The 18066-nt window shown below is 66.2% G+C and carries 21 protein-coding genes; 10 read left to right on the top strand and 11 right to left on the bottom strand.

The window, feature by feature from the left end:
• Positions 1 to 92 precede the first annotated feature (92 nt).
• The 6 genes from mnmE to hemE all read right to left on the bottom strand — a co-directional run bounded on the left by mnmE (position 93) and on the right by hemE (position 6174).
• A complete protein-coding gene (gene mnmE, locus VQ042_RS12335; protein WP_331819635.1) occupies positions 93 to 1529 on the bottom strand; it encodes a tRNA uridine-5-carboxymethylaminomethyl(34) synthesis GTPase MnmE in 1437 nt (478 codons plus the stop codon).
• An 89-nt stretch (positions 1530 to 1618) separates the two neighbouring features.
• Entirely contained in the window at positions 1619 to 2095 is a 477-nt protein-coding gene (locus VQ042_RS12330; protein WP_331819633.1) for a YbaK/EbsC family protein, read from the bottom strand.
• Between the two features lie 161 nt (positions 2096 to 2256).
• The gene (gene rho, locus VQ042_RS12325; protein WP_331819632.1) at positions 2257 to 3516 is read right to left on the bottom strand and encodes a transcription termination factor Rho; all 1260 of its coding nucleotides are present in this window, start codon (positions 3514 to 3516) and stop codon (positions 2257 to 2259) included.
• 287 nt (positions 3517 to 3803) lie between these two features.
• Entirely contained in the window at positions 3804 to 4346 is a 543-nt protein-coding gene (locus VQ042_RS12320; protein ID WP_331819630.1) for a gluconokinase, read from the bottom strand.
• A 117-nt stretch (positions 4347 to 4463) separates the two neighbouring features.
• Positions 4464 to 4967, bottom strand: a complete 504-nt coding sequence (hemJ, locus tag VQ042_RS12315; protein ID WP_331819628.1) for a protoporphyrinogen oxidase HemJ — start codon at positions 4965 to 4967, stop codon at positions 4464 to 4466.
• A gap of 187 nt (positions 4968 to 5154) precedes the next feature.
• Positions 5155 to 6174: a uroporphyrinogen decarboxylase gene (gene hemE, locus VQ042_RS12310; protein ID WP_331819626.1), complete on the bottom strand. Its 1020-nt coding sequence runs from the start codon at positions 6172 to 6174 to the stop codon at positions 5155 to 5157.
• 537 nt (positions 6175 to 6711) lie between these two features.
• Here hemE and VQ042_RS12305 point away from each other — a divergent pair.
• The 4 genes from VQ042_RS12305 (at position 6712) to dnaQ (ending at position 9825) form a co-directional block, all read left to right on the top strand.
• The gene (locus VQ042_RS12305) at positions 6712 to 7311 is read left to right on the top strand and encodes a Maf-like protein (protein ID WP_331819624.1); all 600 of its coding nucleotides are present in this window, start codon (positions 6712 to 6714) and stop codon (positions 7309 to 7311) included.
• The gene (locus VQ042_RS12300) at positions 7304 to 8266 is read left to right on the top strand and encodes a shikimate dehydrogenase (RefSeq protein ID WP_331819622.1); all 963 of its coding nucleotides are present in this window, start codon (positions 7304 to 7306) and stop codon (positions 8264 to 8266) included. Before VQ042_RS12305 ends, VQ042_RS12300 begins: the two co-directional genes overlap by 8 nt.
• Positions 8267 to 8339: 73 nt before the next feature.
• Positions 8340 to 8924 carry a dephospho-CoA kinase gene (gene coaE, locus VQ042_RS12295; protein ID WP_331819620.1) on the top strand — a complete coding sequence of 195 codons (585 nt, stop codon included), beginning with the start codon at positions 8340 to 8342 and terminating at the stop codon, positions 8922 to 8924.
• 178 nt (positions 8925 to 9102) lie between these two features.
• A complete protein-coding gene (gene dnaQ / locus VQ042_RS12290; RefSeq protein WP_331819618.1) occupies positions 9103 to 9825 on the top strand; it encodes a DNA polymerase III subunit epsilon in 723 nt (240 codons plus the stop codon).
• 85 nt (positions 9826 to 9910) lie between these two features.
• Here the strand turns inward: dnaQ and secB are convergent, their stop codons facing one another.
• The gene (gene secB, locus VQ042_RS12285) at positions 9911 to 10426 is read right to left on the bottom strand and encodes a protein-export chaperone SecB (protein WP_331819616.1); all 516 of its coding nucleotides are present in this window, start codon (positions 10424 to 10426) and stop codon (positions 9911 to 9913) included.
• A 187-nt stretch (positions 10427 to 10613) separates the two neighbouring features.
• Positions 10614 to 11156 (bottom strand): FxsA family protein, encoded by a 543-nt coding sequence (locus tag VQ042_RS12280; protein WP_331819614.1) that lies wholly within the window; start codon positions 11154 to 11156, stop codon positions 10614 to 10616.
• Positions 11157 to 11340: 184 nt separating this feature from the next.
• On the opposite strand from VQ042_RS12280, the gene VQ042_RS12275 reads away from it, so the two are divergent.
• The 5 genes from VQ042_RS12275 (at position 11341) to VQ042_RS12255 (ending at position 15059) form a co-directional block, all read left to right on the top strand.
• On the top strand, positions 11341 to 12051 hold the full coding sequence (locus VQ042_RS12275; RefSeq protein WP_331819612.1) for a Tim44/TimA family putative adaptor protein: 711 nt from the start codon (positions 11341 to 11343) through the stop codon (positions 12049 to 12051).
• Between the two features lie 15 nt (positions 12052 to 12066).
• Positions 12067 to 13176 (top strand): murein transglycosylase A, encoded by a 1110-nt coding sequence (gene mltA / locus VQ042_RS12270; protein WP_331819610.1) that lies wholly within the window; start codon positions 12067 to 12069, stop codon positions 13174 to 13176.
• Positions 13173 to 13739 carry a Smr/MutS family protein gene (locus tag VQ042_RS12265; protein WP_331819608.1) on the top strand — a complete coding sequence of 189 codons (567 nt, stop codon included), beginning with the start codon at positions 13173 to 13175 and terminating at the stop codon, positions 13737 to 13739. Before mltA ends, VQ042_RS12265 begins: the two co-directional genes overlap by 4 nt.
• Positions 13736 to 14134 (top strand): helix-turn-helix domain-containing protein, encoded by a 399-nt coding sequence (locus tag VQ042_RS12260; RefSeq protein WP_331819606.1) that lies wholly within the window; start codon positions 13736 to 13738, stop codon positions 14132 to 14134. Before VQ042_RS12265 ends, VQ042_RS12260 begins: the two co-directional genes overlap by 4 nt.
• A gap of 133 nt (positions 14135 to 14267) precedes the next feature.
• Positions 14268 to 15059 carry a class II glutamine amidotransferase gene (locus VQ042_RS12255; RefSeq protein WP_331819604.1) on the top strand — a complete coding sequence of 264 codons (792 nt, stop codon included), beginning with the start codon at positions 14268 to 14270 and terminating at the stop codon, positions 15057 to 15059.
• Between the two features lie 9 nt (positions 15060 to 15068).
• On the opposite strand, the gene hslU is transcribed toward VQ042_RS12255, so the two are convergent.
• On the bottom strand, positions 15069 to 16373 hold the full coding sequence (gene hslU / locus VQ042_RS12250; RefSeq protein ID WP_331819602.1) for an ATP-dependent protease ATPase subunit HslU: 1305 nt from the start codon (positions 16371 to 16373) through the stop codon (positions 15069 to 15071).
• A gap of 277 nt (positions 16374 to 16650) precedes the next feature.
• On the opposite strand from hslU, the gene VQ042_RS12245 reads away from it, so the two are divergent.
• Positions 16651 to 17475 (top strand): helix-turn-helix transcriptional regulator, encoded by an 825-nt coding sequence (locus VQ042_RS12245; RefSeq protein ID WP_331819600.1) that lies wholly within the window; start codon positions 16651 to 16653, stop codon positions 17473 to 17475.
• On the opposite strand, the gene VQ042_RS12240 is transcribed toward VQ042_RS12245, so the two are convergent.
• Entirely contained in the window at positions 17463 to 17612 is a 150-nt protein-coding gene (locus VQ042_RS12240; protein ID WP_331819724.1) for a toxin-antitoxin system HicB family antitoxin, read from the bottom strand. The two genes, VQ042_RS12245 and VQ042_RS12240, sit on opposite strands and share 13 nt — an antisense overlap.
• On the bottom strand, positions 17543 to 17827 hold the full coding sequence (locus tag VQ042_RS12235) for a hypothetical protein (RefSeq protein WP_331819598.1): 285 nt from the start codon (positions 17825 to 17827) through the stop codon (positions 17543 to 17545). Before VQ042_RS12235 ends, VQ042_RS12240 begins: the two co-directional genes overlap by 70 nt.
• Positions 17828 to 18066 lie beyond the last annotated feature (239 nt).

Below are 18066 nucleotides of genomic sequence, written 5' to 3'. Positions count from 1 at the left end.
TCAACGAGGAACAACCGGGACACCGAGCCGTCGTATCGCAGCGGCACCGGAGTGCCGGTGAAACGCTCAACGACTCACGTGTTCCACGTGAATCATTTGCCGATGCAGAATTCGGAAAAGATCACCTCTAGCAGATCCTCCACCCCGACCTGCCCGGTCAGGGCGCCGAGGCGATGGCCAGCACGGCGGAGGGTCTCCGCACGCACTTCTGCAGGAGTTTCGGGCTCGTTGAGGAACAGTTCCAGAAGCCGCAGCGCATCGCCGATCAACTCGCGGTGCCGCGTTCGTGCCGGGACCACATCGTCGGGATCGCCCACGGCGGCTGCCGCGATCGCCGCAATGCGCTCGACCAGTTCCGCGATTCCCTCTCCGGTCTGTGTCGAAATGGCGAGATCATAGTGGGGCTCGCCGGAATCCTCATCAACCGCAGGAGGCGAACCGGATCGTCCCGCCTGGTCGAGCTTGGTCCGAATGGTCAGGACAGGCGCTGCCGGCAGTAGCGGGCTCGCCGCCGTCTCATCTCCCGGCTGGTCCTGCCCCGCGAGCATCATCGGATGTTTCACGTGAGTCAGAAGTCCGGTCAGGCGTTCCAGCGCGCTGGGGCCTGCGAGCGGGTCCACCAGTGCCAGGATCAGATCCGCTTCGTCGATCACGGCCCGGGCGCGTTCGATGCCCATGGCCTCGATCCGGTCGGCCGTATCCCGGATTCCTGCCGTATCCGACAATCGAACCGGGATGCCGCCGAGATCGAGGGTCGCCTCGATGACGTCGCGTGTCGTGCCGGGGATCTCGGTGACGATGGCCACTTCGCGATCCGCCAGTGCATTCAGGAGGCTCGACTTGCCGGCATTGGGCGCGCCGACGATGGCCACCTTGAACCCCTCGCGGAGAATTTCCCCGCGGTCGGCCTTGGCGAGATGGCTTCGCATGGCATCGGCGACACGCGCGATCTGGCGATCGACACCCGCAGCGACATCGTCGTCCACGTCTCCCTCGTCGCTGAAGTCGAAGGCCGCCTCGATCATCGCCCGCGCAGCCATGAGGTCGCGCATCCAGTCTTCGTAGATCGCACGCAGGGCGCCGCCGGCCTGGGCGACCGCCATGCGGCGCTGGGCCTCGGTGCTGGCGGCCAGGAGGTCAGCCAGGCCTTCCGCCTCGGTGAGATCGATACGGCCATTCTCGAAGGCCCGCCGGGTGAATTCGCCGGCAACCGCAAGGCGCACGCTTTCCACGGCCGACGCGGCCTCCAGAAATGCCGCCACGACGGCACGGCCGCCATGCAGGTGGAACTCGGCAAGGTCCTCGCCGGTGACGCTCCCTGGCCCGGGAAAGAAGACGGCGATGCCCCGGTCGATGGTACGGTCGCTCCTGTCGCGGAAACGGCGAAGGCTGGCCCGCCGCTCGGGCGGCACGGCGCCCGCAAGCTTCTCCAGGACATTGCGCGCAGCAGGCCCGCTGACGCGCACCACGGCAACGCCAGACGGCAGAGTGCCCGAGGACAGGGCGACGATGGTGTCGCTATGGATCAACGGCTCGCCCGATGCGATGGAAGGAAGAAGTTCGACATGAAGGGGACCATGTAAGCTGCGTTGCCGCAACCGAGGAAGCAGGCCGCCGGTCAGGTGACCTGGCAGATCAAGGCCCCGGTGGCGCTGCGCAATTGCAGCGGTACGACCTCGAAGACATGTCTGGGCGTTCCGGCAGCGGCCCAGACGGTGGCATGCTGGAACAGATCCTCGTCCATGTAGATGGGCAGCGCTGCCGTCGCGCCGAGTGGCGACACGCCGCCGATGGCAAAGCCCGTCGCCTCGCGCACGAAATCGGCATCCGGTCGCTCCAGCGGCTCGCCGATCGTGTCTGCGGCCCGCGCCTCGTCGACGCGGTTCGCGCCGGACACCAGCAGCATGTAGGCCTTGCCACTGTCCTGCCCGCGAAACACAAGCGACTTGACGATCTGGCCGACGCTTGCGCCAACCGCCTTCGCCGCCTCCTCCGCGGAGCGGGCAGAGGTTTCGGTCTCGACGATGGCGATCTTCAGCCCGTGGTCGATCGCGGCCGCTTCGACCCGCGCCACGGCTGCCGGTTTGTCACTCATTCCGCTTTCCCTCCGTGCTGGCGTGTTGTCGGTTGCGCGTCCCGTGAGATCAAGCTGCGCCGGGGTCATGAACTGTCCTATCGGCATGGTGTCTGCCCCATGCGAAAACGGCGACCCATGGGCCGCCGTTTCACGTGAATCATGCCCGACTGCCGGTCCGATCAGGTATTCATCTGATCGAAGAAATCGGCATTCGTCTTGGTCTGCTTGAGCTTGTCGTTGAGGAATTCGATCGCGTCGGTCGTGCCCATGGGCGACAGGATGCGGCGCAGGACGAAGATCTTCTGCAGATCGCCCTTCGGCACCAGCAGGTCCTCCTTGCGCGTGCCGGACTTGAGGATGTCCATGGCCGGGTAGATCCGCTTGTCGGCAACCTTCCGGTCGAGCACGATTTCGGAGTTACCGGTGCCCTTGAACTCCTCGAAGATGACCTCGTCCATACGGCTGCCCGTATCGATCAGTGCGGTCGCGATGATCGTCAGCGAGCCGCCTTCCTCGATATTGCGGGCTGCGCCGAAGAAGCGCTTCGGACGCTGCAGGGCATTGGCGTCGACACCGCCGGTCAGCACCTTGCCGGACGAGGGAACGACCGTGTTGTAGGCGCGGCCGAGGCGGGTGATGGAATCCAGGAGGATGACAACGTCGCGACCATGCTCGACCAGGCGCTTGGCCTTCTCGATCACCATCTCGGCGACGGCCACATGGCGCTGAGCCGGCTCGTCGAAGGTCGAGGAGACGACCTCGCCGCGCACCGAGCGCTGCATGTCCGTGACTTCCTCGGGACGCTCGTCGATCAGGAGGACGATCAGGTAGCACTCGGGATGGTTGGCCGTGATCGAATGGGCGATGTTCTGCAGCAGCACCGTCTTGCCGGTCCGCGGCGGCGCCACGATCAGCCCGCGCTGGCCCTTGCCGAGCGGCGCGACGAGATCGATCACCCGGGCCGACATGTCCTTCTTGCCGGTGGGCTCGTCGAGTTCCATCTTGAACCGCTCGTCCGGATAGAGCGGCGTCAGATTGTCGAAATGGCTCTTGTACCGGATCTTCTCCGGATTGTCGAAGTTGATCGTGTTGACCTTCAGAAGAGCGAAGTAACGTTCGCCTTCCTTCGGGCTGCGGATCGGTCCTTCGACAGTATCGCCGGTCTTGAGCTGAAACTTCCTTATCTGCGACGGCGAGACATAGATGTCGTCGGGGCCGGGTAGATAGTTCGCCTCGGGGGAGCGCAGAAAAGCGAAGCCGTCCTGCAGGATCTCCACGACCCCTTCGCCGATGATCTCGACTTCCTGGGCCGCGAGCTGCTTGAGGATCGCGAACAGCAATTCCTGCTTGCGCAGGACGGATGCGTTCTCGACGCCGTTTTCTTCGGCGAACGCGATCAGTTCCGGCGCACTCTTGTTCTTCAGGTCCTGAAGTTTCATTCGGGATAGGCTCTTTACGGGGTTCGTCCGGAACGCAATTCCAGACAATGAAGACGGGTATGGGAAAACGCTGGGCCGGAAACGCAAACGGGTCTGCGGCGGGGGATCGACACGGCGGAAACGTCGCGCATCGCCCTGAGGCGGGATGTAGACGCTACTCATAAACCGACCATCCCGACAGCGCAAGGCTTTCCCGCGGACGGTCGCAATGGACGGCACCACAAGCCGACGGGAGGCCGGCAGGCCTGAATGGCTATATCCCATATCCAGACAACAGCCGGGTGGCCTCAGCCGGCCCTTGGCACCGGCGACAGCCGCAGGGCCCGCAGAGCGGTCGCCACCACCTCGTCCGGCGGCAGGTCGACCGACACGACGATCCCGTCCTCGTCGGCCTCCAGGGGCTGGAAAGTGTCGAATTGCGACTTCAGCAGCGACACCGGCATGAAATGGCCCTGGCGGGTGGCCATGCGCCGTCCGACGAGATCCGGCGTGGCGGTCAGGCAGACGAAGCGAACGCGCGCCTGTGCCCCGCGCAGCAGGTCACGATAGCTACGCTTCAGCGCCGAGCAGGTGACGACGGTCGAACGCCCGGCGGCCGCCTCGTCGCTGATCCAGTCGCGGATGGCCGCAAGCCAGGGCGCGCGATCCTTATCGTCGAGCGGCGTTCCGGATTCCATCTTGGTGATGTTCGCGGCGGGATGAAACTCGTCAGCTTCGGCATAGGGCCAGCCCAGCATGCCGGCCAGGCTCGCCGCGGTCGTCGTCTTGCCGACACCTGCCGGGCCCATCACCACGAGGCTCGTCGCCATTTGTGGGCTGGTTTCAGTCATCGATCCCCCCAAGGACATGGCCGGCTTTGCCGGATGACGGGCGCTCTTTCCAGCCTGCCAGGTGAGTTTTCGTCCCGCGGGCAGCGCTCCAACGCGTGATCTCGGATCATGCCGATATCAGAAGGGCTTCACCACCACGAGAACGACGATGACGATCATCAGGGCCGTCGGCACCTCGTTCATGATCCGCCAGTGCCTGGTCGATTTGGTGTTGGCGTCGTTGGCGAAGCGCCGCACGCTCGCCGAGAAATAGCCATGGGCGCCCGACATCAGCACCACGAGGGCGATCTTGGCGTGCAGCCAGCCATTGCCGCCCTCGAACCAGCCGCCCTCGACCGCCAGCCAGATGCCCGCGACCCAGGTGACCATCATAGCCGGATTGACGATCGCCTTCAGAAGTCGGCGCTCCATGACCTTGAAGGTCTCCGACTGCGCCGTGCCGATCTCGGTTCCTGCGTGATAGACGAACAGCCGCGGCAGATAGAGCATGCCGGCCATCCATGCGATCACCGCCAGGATGTGCAGGGACTTCATCCAGAGAATGGCTTCAGGCGGCACCAGCCAGAAGGTTGCGGCGATGACCGCAACCGTGATGGCGAGCGCGATGATGGCGTTCTTCATGAAACGATCCTTCGAAGCAGATGCGGCACGCAGATATCACTGCGTTCCGGAGGCGGGCTGCCCCTGTACGGCTTGCCTCGCGACATAGCCCGAAGCCTGCCGGCTTCCAAGCCTGCGCGGGCAAGTCCCCGGCGTGCCTTCGAGTCGTCAGAGCGTCCGCTACGCGTCCGGCCTGACGGCCGGGACTCTACCCCCGGATCCGCTTCAGCAACGCCTCGACATGGGCGATCGGCGCGTCCGGCGTGATTCCGTGCCCCAGGTTGAAGATCAGCGGGCCGTCGCCGAGCCCTTCCAGGATCCGGTCGACGCCTTCGTCCAGTGCCTTGCCACCGGCGATCAGCCGCAGCGGATCGAGATTGCCCTGGATGGCACCCTCCTTCTGGAGCGCCTGCGCCTGCGCCATCGGCACCGACCAGTCGAGGCCGACGGCGTCGACACCGGTCTTCTGCCGATAGCCGTTGAGCAGCGAGCCCGCGCCCTTGGCAAAACCGATGATCTTGGCACCCGGCACGGCGGCGCGGACCTTGTCCACCATCCGGGCCAGCGGCTTGACCGCATAGGCCTCGAAGCACGCCTCGTCGAGAACGCCGGCCCAGGAATCGAAGATCTGGACGCAGTCGGCACCGGCCTGCAGCTGCCGGATCAGATAATCGGCCCCCATCTCGGCGAGGAGATACAGTAGCTGCTCCATCTCGGCCGGATGGCGATAGCCGAAGAGCCGGGCCGGCGCCTGGTCGGGCGTGCCGTGACCGGCGATCATGTAGGTCGCCACCGTCCAGGGCGCCCCGCAGAAGCCGATCAGCGCGGTCTCCTCGGGCAGTTCCTTGCGCAGCCGTGCCACCGTCGCGATCACCGGCGCCAGATGCGTGTCCGCACGGCTCGGATCGAGGGCGGCGATCTCGTCGGGACGGATGGGCGTGAGCTTCGGCCCCTCTCCCTGCACGAAATGCAAGCCGCGATCGAGCGCGTCAGGAATGACGAGAATGTCGGAAAACAGGATCGCCGCGTCGAATCCGAAGCGACGGATCGGTTGCAGCGTCACTTCCGTCGCCAGATCGGAATTGTAGCAGAGGTCGAGGAAGCCCCCCGCCTTCTCACGGGTCGCCCGGTATTCGGGGAGATAGCGGCCTGCCTGCCGCATCAGCCAGACCGGAGGGGGGAAGATGCGTTCGCCTTCCAGCACACGGACAAGCTTGCGCGTCTTCATCAGATTCCGGCTCCCATTTAAAAAGAAAGATTTCTTTCAGATGAGTCTTTTGATTCTATGACTCGGTGGATTGCAGGAATTCACAACCCTCCGCCTAGATGGATCCCATATCAGGATCGTCCACAAGCCGGAATGCCGCATCGCGCCTGTCTGGGACAATCACGGGGACCGTGCCAGATTCCCTCTGCCTCGCCAGTCGCTTGCGCCGGACAGCACCGCGGCGCCGCCTGGGGATGACCGGGGGATGAAACGGGACGAATCGCTCTTGTCCCCGGTCTTACGCAAGCTCCCTGCCCAAGCGGATCGTGCCGGCGATTGTGGACAAGACAGGGGTTTGCCATTGCCTTCACGGCCCGCTCGCGGCGTCACCCGTTTACTCCCGGGTAACCCACAGGCTCCGAAGAATCCCGGGCGCGAATCGGCCGCTGCCCTTGTGCGCCGCGGAAGAATCGAGTCCGGCCGCGGGCAATGGCAATTCCGCCGCCCAACCGCTATCAGTCAGGCGACAGGTGTCGAAACCGGTACAATGGGATTTGCATGTCCAAGGGCATCGTGCTCGCCTCGAGCAGCGTCCACCGCCGCGAGCTTCTGAAGAACGCCGGCATCGACTTCACCGCCGAAGCCAGCGACCTCGACGAGCGCACCATCGAGGCGCCGCTGCTGGAGTCCGGCGTCGGCCCGGAGGATGTGGCGGCGATCCTCGCCGAAGCCAAGGCGACGGACGTGTCCGCACGCCATCCCGGCGAGATCGTCATCGGCGCCGACCAGACCCTGTCGCTGGGCGACGAGGTGCTGCACAAGCCGGCCAACATGGAAGAGGCGCGGCGCACGCTGCTGAAGCTCTCCGGCCGCACCCACCATCTCAACAGCGCCGTGGTGCTGGTGGAGGATGGGGCGGTGACCTGGCGCCATGTCGCCACCGCGACCATCACCCTGCGCGAGCTCGATCCGGGCTTCATCGGCCGCTACCTCGCCCATGCCGGCATGAAGGCGACGACCAGCGTCGGCGCCTACCAGATCGAGAAGGAAGGCATCCAGCTGATGAAGCGGATCGAGGGAGATTATTTCACCATCATCGGCCTGCCGCTGCTGCCGCTGCTGGAGGAACTGAGGGAGCGCGGCGAGATCGATGGCTGATGTGGACTGGACGCCGAAACCCTATGTGAGTGGTGCGGAACGGCCGCGCGGCGAGGGATCGATCTTCGACCCGAACATCGCGTCGGCCGCGGCGGAGGGCCCGCGTGCCTTCGTCACCGGCTGGCCTGTCTGGCATTCTCGCTCGCCGATGATCCACCGCACCTGGCTGACGGAATTCGGCCTGGCCGGCACCTATGACCGGGTGGGCGTCCCGCCCGAGGAGATCGACGATTTCCTCAAGACCCTACGCAAAAAGGGTTATGTCGGCGGTAACGTCACCATTCCGCACAAGCTGGCGGCGCTGAAGGCGGTGTCGCGCCGCGACGCGGCAGCCGAGGCGATCGGCGCGGTCAACACGATCTGGTTCGAGAAATCCGGCCGCATGGTCGGCGGCAACACCGATGCGTATGGGTTCGCGGCCAATCTCGACGAACGCCTGCCGGGCTGGGCCGATGTCGAGACCGCGACCGTGCTGGGCGCCGGCGGTGCTGCCCGCGCGGTGATCTTCGCGCTCCTGAAGCGCGGCGTGAAGCAGGTGCGCATCGTCAACCGCACGGTCGAGCGCGCCGAGGAAATGGTGACCCGCTTCGGACCGCGCGTCTCCGCCCACGCCGAATCCGAACGGGAGGAACAGCTCGCCGCTGCCGACCTCCTGGTCAACACGGTGCCGATCCCCGCGCCCGATCCCGACAACGAGACGCCCGGCTGGTTCGAGCCGCGGCTGCCGGACCTGTCGGCTCTGCCCGACAATGCTCTCGTCACCGACATCGTTTATGTCCCGGTCATGACTCCCATTCTGGCTGCGGCCGAGGAGCGGGGGTTGCGCCATTGCGACGGTCTCGGCATGCTGCTGTATCAGGCCGTGCCGGGCTTCGAGCGCTGGTTTGGCCAGCGGCCGCAGGTATCAGAGACCTTGCGTGCCAGGATCGTCGCCGATATCGACAGCGGCGTATGAGCAGAGATTTCGTGATTCATACACATCGGGCGTGGGGGCCGGTCAGCCCGTCCCGCCGCCGGCTGCGCGTCGGATGATCGTTCTAGGCCTGACCGGATCGATCGGCATGGGCAAGTCGACCACCGCGGCGATGTTCGCGGACGAGGGTGTGCCGGTCCATGACGCGGACGCCACGGTTCACCGCCTCTATGCAGGCCGCGCCGCACCGCCGATCGAGGCGGCCTTTCCCGGAACCGTCAAGGACGGCATCGTCGATCGCCAGGCGCTGTCGGCCCGCGTGGTGAACGACCCGGCCGCCATGCAGCGGCTCGAGGCGATCGTCCATCCGCTGGTGGGGGAGGAGGAGCGGGCGTTCCTCGGCGCCGCGCGACACTCCGGCGCAGCCCTGGCCGTGCTCGACATCCCGCTGCTCTTCGAGACCGGTGCCGACAAACGCTGCGACAAAACGGTCGTGGTGACCGCCAGTCCCGAGATCCAGCGCGAGCGCGTGCTTGCCCGGCCGGACATGACCGAAGCCAAGTTCACCGCACTGCTGGCCCGGCAGATGCCGGACGCCGACAAGCGTGCGCGTGCCGACTTCCTCGTCGACACCGGCAACGGCATGGAAGCCGCGCGCCTGGCGGTCCTGGCGATCATCCGGCGCTGCGCCGCGGACTGACGCCGCCGCAGCGACCTGAAACGCGCGACGGTGTCGACGATCTTCACCGCGCGAGGCGTGATTGGTAAGAACTTAACAAGAACATTGACGGAAGCTCGTGGATACTGTCACGATGTTTCATCGCGCGCTTGCCTCTGTCCGCCAGCTCTAGGACAAGGGGCCGTCAGCGGGAGCCACCATGCGCGAAATCGTCTTCGATACCGAGACCACCGGCCTGGATCCGGATGTCGAGCGGGTCATCGAGATCGGCGGGGTGGAATTGTGGAACCACATTCCGACCGGCAAGAGCTACCATGCCTTCGTCCGGCCGGCCGGCCGCAAGGTCGATCCGGCCGCCTTCGACGTCCATGGCCTCTCCGACGAGTTCCTGGCCGACAAGCCGCTGTTTTCGGAGATCGCCGAGGAATTCCTGGAGTTCTTCTCCGGGGCGAAGCTGATCGCCCACAATGCCGCCTTCGACGTGCGCTTCCTCAATGCCGAACTGAAGCGCATCGACCAGCCGCCGATCGACCCGTCGGTGGTGATCGACACCTTGCCCATGGCGCGCCGCAAGTTCCCGATGGCACCGGCGACGCTGGACGCGCTCTGCTCGCGCTTCTCGGTCGACACGTCGCGCCGCGACAAGCATGGGGCCCTGCTCGATTCCGAGCTCCTGGCGGAAGTCTATATCGAGCTGATCGGTGGTCGGCAGGCGGCCCTGGGCCTGGCGGTCGAGGAAGATGCCCACGAGGATGCCGACGGCAATGTGTGGCGGATCGCGCCGCGCCCGATTCCGCTGGCGCCGCGCCTGTCCGATGCGGAGATTGCCCGCCACCGCGCCTTCGTCGCCACGCTGGGCGAAGAGGCGATCTGGTGGCGCTATCTGGAGCGTCCGGAGGTGGAAGCCGCGGTCACCGCCTGAGCGCCATCGCCGCTCTTCACCTGACCCATGAGAAACGCCGGCAGCGCATCGCGTCTGCCGGCGTTTTTCGTGTCGGAACTCGGAATTAGCTGGGCTGGACCTGCTGGCGCGCGCGCTCTTCGGCCATGCGCTGCTGGAAGAGCTGGGCGAAGTCGATCGGGTCGATCATCAGCGGCGGGAAACCGCCATTGCGGGTGACGTCGGCCATCACCTGGCGCGCAAACGGGAACAGCAGCCGCGGGCATTCGATGAACAGCACCGGCAGGAGATGCTCCTGCGGGAAGTTCTGCAGCTTGAAGACGCCGCCATATTCCAGCTCGACGGCGAACATCATGTCTTCGCCTTCGCCGGCCTTGGCGTTCAGGGTCAGCCGCACGTCGTAGTCGCCGTCCGAGCCCTGCACCGGATTGGCACCGACATTGACGCCGATATTGATGTTCGGGGCCTTGGTCTGGCCGCGCAGCACGCCCGGCGCATTCGGGCTCTCGAAGGAGAGGTCGCGAATATACTGGGTCAGGATGTTGATGCGCGGCGGCGTCGCATTGGCATCGGTGGCGCCGTTGCCGCCATTCGTCGCATTGGCGTCGTTGGTCTCGGACATGGTCTGCTCCCGTATCGGTAATGACCGGCAGGGCTGGCGCAGGGTCGCGCGCTCGTGCCGGGCGAGGAGCCGGAGGGCCGACAGCCCCCACGGCAGGAAATACGGGGGCGAGCGCTATCACGCACGCGGCATCAGAACAAGACGAACCCGGCTGATGAAGACCCGCAACAAGCCGGTGGCGGGCCCTTCAGTGCAGGCGTCGTCCATTGGTCTGGTCGTCGCCATCCTTCGGTTCGTGCCAGGGCGATGCCGGATCGGGTTCACGGCGGAATTCCTCGCCCGACAGATCGACCACGTCGGGACCGGCCGAGTAGGGCGGCCCGCGCCGCGGCTGGCCGCCCATGCCGGCGCCGAAGCCGCCGCTCTGGCCGACCACGACCACGCGCGACTTCAGGAAGTCGAAGATGCGCGAGCGCACGCCGGGAACGAACAGCAGGAAGCCGAGCGCGTCGGTGACGAGGCCAGGGGTCAGCAACAGGACGCCGGCCATGGCGATCATCACGCCGCTGACGAGATCACGCCCCGGCACGCGGCCGGCGCCGATTTCCGCCTGGATGCGCGCCAGGGTCGAGATACCCTGCTGCTTCAGGAGGACCGAGCCGATCACCGCGGTCAGGACCACCAGGCCGAGCGTCGGCCACAGGCCGATCGCATTGCCGACCAGGATGAACACCGCGATTTCCAGGATCGGGATGACGAGCAGCAGAAAGGGTATCAGGGCGAAGGGCATGTTTCGTAATCTCCTTGTGCGGCCGGCCGCCGGCGGGCCCTCGCCTTTGCGGGGTTTCCGGCACATGTGCGGTTTGGCCGCCGCATTCGGAACATAGGAACTGCGCAAACAGATTTGAATGCGCTGCCACTCGTCTCTATATGACGGCGGATGACGTAATCGACTGGCAGGGTGACAACGCGCAATGAGTTTCGGGACGATCTTCTTTATCATTGTTGCTGCGATCGTCCTGTTTCAGCTGCGCAGCGTTCTGGGCAAGCGCACGGGCAACGAGCGTCCGCCCTTCGATCCCTATTCCCGCCGGGACAACCCGCGTGACGACGCGGCGCGCAACGACAACGTCGTGACGCTGCCCAATCGCCGCGGTACCGAGATCGAGGGCGAGGCTGCGGTGGCGACCCCCTACGAGACTATCGACAAGGTGGCCAAGCCGGGAACCCCGGTGAATGCCGAACTCCGCAGGATCCGCGACGCCGATCCGTCCTTCGATCCGAAGGAATTCCTCGACGGCGCCAAGATCGCTTATGAAATGATCGTGACCGGCTTTGCCGACGGCGACCGCAAGCTCCTGAAGAACCTCTTGTCCCCCGACGTCTATCAGGGCTTCGAGCAGGCGATCAGCGAGCGCGAGCAGCGCGACGAGCGGATGCAGTTCTCCTTCGTCGGCATCGAGGACGCAACCATCGTGTCCGCCGAGCAGAAGGACCGTGAAGCGATGGTCACCCTGCGCATCGTCGCGCAGATCATCTCCGCCGTGGTCAAGCCGGACGACACGGTGGTCGACGGCGATCCGGAGACGGTCGTCGAGGTCAAGGACGTGTGGACCTTCGCCCGCGACACCCGCTCGCGCGATCCGAACTGGAAGCTGGCCGGGACCGAATCCGAAGACGCGTGAGCCGGAGCGGCGACGATGACGGCATTCGTTCGCCGGCAATGGTCCGATCTGGAAGGCTGGGACGGCGCCGATCATGCGCTGGCGTTTTCTGCCTTTCGCGCCAGCGCCGAACGGCTCGCTGCGGGCATCTTCGCGACCGGCACGCTCGGCGTCGATGCCAGCACCTATGATGACGCCGCGCGCGCAGCGCAGGCTCTATCGGGAGAGCCTCGTGAGGCAGAGGCGAAGGCCTGCTTCGAGCGCCATTTCGTTCCTCTTCGCATTGTTCCCGACAGCCAGAATGCCCCGCTCCCGGGCTTTGTGACGGGCTACTACGAGCCGGTGGTCGCGGGCTCTCCCGTGCGCACCGAGCGCTACCGCTATCCCCTCTATGCGCCGCCGCCAGATCTGGTGAAGATCGACGACGTGTCGCGTCCGCCCGGCGTCGACCCCTATTTCCGCTTTGCGCGCCGCAAGTCCTGCGGCCTTCTGGAAGAATATGCCGATCGTGCCGCCATCGAGGCCGGTGCGCTGGAGGGCATGGGGCTCGAGATCGCCTGGCTGGCCGATCCCGTGGACGCCTTCTTCATCCACATCCAGGGCTCGGCCCGCCTCGCCTATGAGGACGGGCGGCAGATGCGCGTCGGCTATGCGGCCAAGACCGGGCATCGCTTCACGGCCATCGGCCGGATCCTGGTGGACGAGGGCGAGCTGACCCTGGCCGAAGCCGACATGGACGGTATCCGCGGCTGGCTCGCGGCGCATCCGGAGCGCATGCGGGCCCTGTTCGACCGCAACCGCTCCTTCATCTTCTTCCGCGAGACGCCGGTCGAAGACCCCGGTCTCGGCCCGGTCGGTGCCGGGACGGTGCCGCTGACACCCCTGGCATCGATCGCGGTGGACCGCGAAATCGCGACCTTCGGCGTGCCCTATTTCATCGAAGCGCCGGACCTCGTGATCGACGGCGCGCCGTTTCGCCGTCTGGTAATCGCCCAGGATACCGGCTCGGCCATTCTCGGTCCGGCGCGTGCCGACATCTTCGTCGGCTCGGGTGAGGCGGCCGGTTCCGTCGCCGGGCGGATCCGCCATCCGGCCGACTTCACCGTCCTCGTGCCGCCTAAGCTGGCGGCACGCCTTCTCCGATGAAACGCCGCCGCGGCACGCTCAGCGTCGAGGATGCCCGCCTGTGGGCGAGCGTGGCCCGCTCGGCCGTGCCCCTGAAGGGCAAGAGGCACCCGGTCATGCCGCCCGAGGATGCGCCTCAGGTAAAACCAGGTCCCACCTCGCCGACCGGGCGCAAGGGCTCGGGCGCGTCGGCGCCGTCGCTTCCGGTGCCGCTCCAGCAGCCTGCGCAGCAGCCGCGCCTGTCCCAGCATCCGATCGAACGGCCGACCCGCCGCAAGATCTCCAACGGCCGGCTTCCCATCGAGGCCCGCATCGACCTGCACGAGATGACCCAGGGGGTCGCCCACGACGCGCTGGTGGCCTTCCTGCGGCAGGCGCAGGTCATGGGGCTGCGCCATGTGCTGGTGATCACGGGGCGGGGCGGCTCGGGCGGCCATTTCGGCTCGCGCGGCGTCCTGCGACGCGTCGTGCCCCTGTGGTTCGGGGGCCCGGAGTTTCGCCCGCTCGTCTCCGGCTTCGACAGCGCCGAACGCCATCATGGCGGCGACGGCGCGCTGTATGTGCGCGTCAGGCGGTTCGGATGACCCCCTTCGGCGAGAAGGTCCGCGCCTTCCGCAAGGAACGCGGCGTCACCCAGAGCCAGATGGCGGCGGCGCTGGGCGTCTCCAGCGCCTATCTGTCGGCGCTGGAACATGGCCGCCGCGGGCGCCCAACCTGGGACCTCCTGCAGCGAATCATCGGCTATCTGAATGTCATCTGGGACGATGCGGAGGAACTGGAGCGGCTGGCCGAGCTCTCCCATCCCAAGGTGACGGTCGAGACTGCCGGCCTCGGCCCGGACGCGACGGCGCTCGCCAACCGCCTGGCCGAGACCATCGCGATCCTGCCGGCGGAGGATCTGAAGCGCCTGCGCGCCCAGCTGGAGGAAGCGGCGATGCGCGCCGAGGAAGCCCTGCGGGCCCGCCGCCGGCGTCGCTGACGTTCGGCCACGCCGGACTCACGTGGAACTGCGCCAGCCGGACGCGTTTAACGCTTCATTTACCATGTTGGTCGGAGATTGAGGTTTGGAGCGCCGTCCCGGTGCTCGGGTTCCCGCGTGGTGTCGCCGTCCGATGTGCCGCCTTCTCGCCTATGCCGGTCCGCCGGTCTTCCTCGACCGGCTGCTGGTCGAGCCCCGCGCTTCCCTCATCTGCCAGTCCCTGGCGGCCCGCGAGGCCAAAACGGTGGTGAACGGCGATGGCTGCGGTGTCGGCTGGTACGGCGAACGGGCCGAGCCCGGCGTCTACCGGGCCATCCTGCCGGCCTGGACGGACGCCAATCTCGTGTCGCTCTGCCGCCAGATCCGCTCGCCGCTCTTCGTCGCCCATGTCCGCTCGGCGACCTATGGCGAGGTCTCGACGAGCAATTGCCATCCCTTCACCGAGGGCCGGCACCTGTTCCTGCACAACGGCCAGATCGGCGGCTATGCGCGCCTGCGCCGCCATGTCGACGCACTGATCCCCGACGCGCTCTATCCGAAGCGCCGCGGCACCAGCGATTCCGAGGCGATCTTCCTGGCCGCACTCGGGCGTGGCCTGGAGACGGACCCGGTCGCAGCCATCGCCGCCACCCTAGCCGAGATCGAAACGGCGGCCGCCATGACCGGGGAGGCGGCGCCGGTGCGCTTTGCCGCGATCCATGCCGATGGCGATGCCCTCTGGGCCTATCGCTGGGCAAGCGACGGTCCGCCGCCCTCGTTGTACTGGCGCAATGAGGGACCGGGGATCGTGATCGCATCGGAGCCCTGCGACGATGCGGGCAGTTGGGTCGCGGTCCCGCAGGACACGGTGCTGATGGTTCGGCGCGACGGCACGATGCGCAGCCAGCCGTTCCGTCCCGGCCGGCTGGACCGTGCCGCCGCATGACTGCCGGAACTAGAGGATGAAGCGCGACAGGTCGGTATCGCCGGCAATGCCGTCCAGCGCCTTGTGCACATAGGCCGCGTCGACCGTGTAGCTCTCGCCGGACTTGTCCGGCGCCTCGAAGGAGATGTCGTCGAGAACGCGCTCCATCACCGTCTGCAGGCGGCGTGCGCCGATATTCTCGATCGAGCCGTTCAGCGCGACCGCCGTATCGGCCAGCGCGTCGATCGCATCGTCGGTGATGACCAGATCGACATTCTCGGTCTTCATCAGCGCGATGTACTGCTTGATCAGCGAGGCCTCCGTCTCGGTCAGGATCCGGCGGAAATCCTCCTTGGTCAGCGCCCGCAGCTCGACGCGGATCGGCAAACGGCCCTGCAGCTCGGGCAACAGGTCCGACGGCTTGGAGACGTGGAAGGCACCCGAGGCGATGAACAGGATGTGATCGGTCTTCACCGAGCCGTGCTTGGTCGCCACGGTGGTTCCCTCGACCAGCGGCAGCAGGTCGCGCTGCACGCCTTCTCTGGAGACGCCGGCGCCGCTCTGGCCGTGCTTGTTGGCCACCTTGTCGATCTCGTCGAGGAAGACGATGCCGTTGTTCTCGACGGACGAGATCGCCTCGCGCACGAGCTGCTCCTGGTCGAGCAGCTTGTCGGATTCCTCGCCGATCAGGAGCTCGTAGCTCTCGCGCACCGAGGTCCGGCGCTGCTTGGTGCGCTGGCCCATCTTGCCGAACATCTCGGACAGGTTGAGGACGCCGATATTGGCGCCCGGCATGCCGGGAATGTCCATGCCGCCCATCGGGTTGGACGTGTCGGACACCTCGACGTCGATTTCCTTGTCGTCGAGTTCGCCGGCCCGCAGCTTCTTGCGGAAGGAATCGCGGGTGGCGGGCGAGGCGGTCTTGCCGACGAGGGCGTCCAGGACCCGTTCCTCGGCGCCCTGATGAGCCTTGGTCTTCACTTCCTCGCGCTTCTTCTCTCGCACCAGCCCGATGCCGATCTCGACCAGGTCGCGGATAATCTGCTCGACGTCGCGGCCGACATAGCCGACCTCGGTGAACTTGGTCGCCTCGACCTTGATGAACGGCGCGCCCGCGAGCCGTGCCAGCCGGCGCGAGATCTCGGTCTTGCCGACGCCGGTGGGCCCGATCATCAGGATGTTCTTCGGCATCACTTCTTCGCGCAGGTTCCCCTCGAGCTGCTGACGCCGCCAGCGGTTGCGCAGCGCGACGGCGACGGCGCGCTTGGCATCCTTCTGGCCGATGATGTGGCGGTCGAGCTCGGAGACGATCTCGCGGGGAGAATAATCAGTCATGGATATCTCTTTCCAGGCCGGCGAGCCGCGCCGGCACGCATGCATTCCGCGGCCCGGCGGACCGGTCGCCACGGCAACTCGCCGCTAGATGGGGGCCGCATCGCCATCCTGCCACCCTTGGCAAGGGGGAAGGCCGCTTCGCCTGGCGAGGACGAGGCGACCGATTGCGAAGTCAAGGCTTCAATCCTGTCCGTGGAGAGGCCAGTATGGGCCGTGTCCGATTCGCGTCGAGGGGCGCATGAAACGGAACGAGCAGATCGCGAGAGGCTGTGCGGCCATGCCATCTTCGAACGGTTCGACGGACGCCCCCGATGGCGTCCCGGCCCTGATCGACCGACTGCCCGGGACCAGGGGACAGCCGGACTTCGGAAACTGCGCGCCCCGGGTTCGGATGTGCGGCGCACTCGATCGCCTGAACACGCTCGCGCCACCCTGGGACGAGGTCGCCCTGACGGGGGTTCTCCACGCGGTGGCAGGCGATTTCGGCTTTTCACACGCCGCGGTCCTGTCGGTGCCCTCGACGGACGACGGCGGCACGGCGACGCGGCTCCTTCTGTCCAACTGGCCGGAAAGTTTCGCCACCGGTTACGAACAGCTCGGGCTGCACCGCTCGAAACTGGTGGTCGGGGCGCTGAAGACCGACCCGATGCCCTTCGTCTGGGACATCGACACCCTCTACGGCGCCGATGAACCGGATCCTTCGCCGGCAGCCCGCATGCTGCTCGATGCGCACTACCTGGCCGGCGCCTTCTTCCCGGTGCACGGGCTGACCGCCTTCAACGGCGCGGTGTCCTTTGCCGGCCGGAGCTGCGCCATCTCCGCGGCCGCCACCCGCGAGCTGCATCTCTTCGCCTTTGCCCTGTTCGGCATGCTGGCGGCGGCGCGCTTCGAGGAGAACCGGCGCAACAATCCTTTGTCGGTGCGCGAGCGCGACTGCCTGAAGCTCGCCATGCTCGGCAAAACCTCGTCGGAGATCGGCATCATCCTGAGCCTGTCGGAATACACCATCTCGCAATATCTGACCGCAGCCCAGCGCAAGCTCGATGCCTCCAACCGCACCCACGCCGTCGCTCTGGCCGCCCAGCTCGGCTATTTGTCGTGAGGGGGTGACGTGTCAGCGCTGGAATGCTCCCCCAGCGTCCGCTCGAGCGTGATAGTCACGAGGTTGTTCAGACTGACGCCTGCGCGTCGGGCTGCTGCAACCAGCTCGCGATGCAGCCGTGGCTGGGCTCGCACCAGGAATTGCCCCGAATAGGGCTTTTCCGGGTCTTCGCCCCGCTCGTTGCAGAAGGCCAGGTAGTCTTCGACCGATTCAGAGCCTGCTTCAGTTCGGGAACTGAAGCGCCCTGAAAGGTGATGACGTCCTGAAGATTGACAACCTCGCCATGGAAGATCTCCGCGTCCTCGCCATCGGCAACAATGCCTTCGTAGCCCTTGTTATGCATGGTATTCACGTCTGGACTCCCGCCTGCAGGAGAAAGCGTCGGAGCGAGCGCAGCGCACCCTTGTCGGCTTCCTTGCGTGGGTGCGGGCGGTGAAACACCGCGCGCATGCCGCCAAGACTGATCTAAACCCGCGAGCCCTAGAGCGTCCAGTAATAAGTGTGAATCGGATGGTTCCGCTTGGAGACGTATTCTGATTCCTTGTGTGCGGGAGGATACGCACCATGGGAAGATCGGTTTCATCGGACTTG

The organism is Aurantimonas sp. A2-1-M11 (genome assembly GCF_036549475.1).
Lineage (GTDB): Bacteria > Pseudomonadota > Alphaproteobacteria > Rhizobiales > Rhizobiaceae > Aurantimonas.
Note: the sequence above shows the minus strand (reverse complement) of the source record. Positions and strands in the feature narration are given on the sequence as shown.

Excerpts from the sequence above, each read along its gene's own strand:
- VQ042_RS12260 (WP_331819606.1), top strand. The coding sequence starts at position 13,736 with ATGACCCCCTTCGGCGAGAAGGTCCGCGCCTTCCGCAAGGAACGCGGC.
- hemE (WP_331819626.1), bottom strand. The coding sequence starts at position 6,174 with ATGAAGACGCGCAAGCTTGTCCGTGTGCTGGAAGGCGAACGCATCTTC.
- hemJ (WP_331819628.1), bottom strand. The coding sequence starts at position 4,967 with ATGAAGAACGCCATCATCGCGCTCGCCATCACGGTTGCGGTCATCGCC.
- VQ042_RS12305 (WP_331819624.1), top strand. The coding sequence starts at position 6,712 with ATGTCCAAGGGCATCGTGCTCGCCTCGAGCAGCGTCCACCGCCGCGAG.
- VQ042_RS12265 (WP_331819608.1), top strand. The coding sequence starts at position 13,173 with ATGAAACGCCGCCGCGGCACGCTCAGCGTCGAGGATGCCCGCCTGTGG.
- VQ042_RS12255 (WP_331819604.1), top strand. The coding sequence starts at position 14,268 with ATGTGCCGCCTTCTCGCCTATGCCGGTCCGCCGGTCTTCCTCGACCGG.
- VQ042_RS12300 (WP_331819622.1), top strand. The coding sequence starts at position 7,304 with ATGGCTGATGTGGACTGGACGCCGAAACCCTATGTGAGTGGTGCGGAA.
- VQ042_RS12245 (WP_331819600.1), top strand. The coding sequence starts at position 16,651 with ATGCCATCTTCGAACGGTTCGACGGACGCCCCCGATGGCGTCCCGGCC.
- VQ042_RS12330 (WP_331819633.1), bottom strand. The coding sequence starts at position 2,095 with ATGAGTGACAAACCGGCAGCCGTGGCGCGGGTCGAAGCGGCCGCGATC.
- dnaQ (WP_331819618.1), top strand. The coding sequence starts at position 9,103 with ATGCGCGAAATCGTCTTCGATACCGAGACCACCGGCCTGGATCCGGAT.
- secB (WP_331819616.1), bottom strand. The coding sequence starts at position 10,426 with ATGTCCGAGACCAACGACGCCAATGCGACGAATGGCGGCAACGGCGCC.
- VQ042_RS12275 (WP_331819612.1), top strand. The coding sequence starts at position 11,341 with ATGAGTTTCGGGACGATCTTCTTTATCATTGTTGCTGCGATCGTCCTG.
- hslU (WP_331819602.1), bottom strand. The coding sequence starts at position 16,373 with ATGACTGATTATTCTCCCCGCGAGATCGTCTCCGAGCTCGACCGCCAC.
- rho (WP_331819632.1), bottom strand. The coding sequence starts at position 3,516 with ATGAAACTTCAGGACCTGAAGAACAAGAGTGCGCCGGAACTGATCGCG.
- coaE (WP_331819620.1), top strand. The coding sequence starts at position 8,340 with ATGATCGTTCTAGGCCTGACCGGATCGATCGGCATGGGCAAGTCGACC.
- VQ042_RS12280 (WP_331819614.1), bottom strand. The coding sequence starts at position 11,156 with ATGCCCTTCGCCCTGATACCCTTTCTGCTGCTCGTCATCCCGATCCTG.
- mltA (WP_331819610.1), top strand. The coding sequence starts at position 12,067 with ATGACGGCATTCGTTCGCCGGCAATGGTCCGATCTGGAAGGCTGGGAC.
- VQ042_RS12320 (WP_331819630.1), bottom strand. The coding sequence starts at position 4,346 with ATGACTGAAACCAGCCCACAAATGGCGACGAGCCTCGTGGTGATGGGC.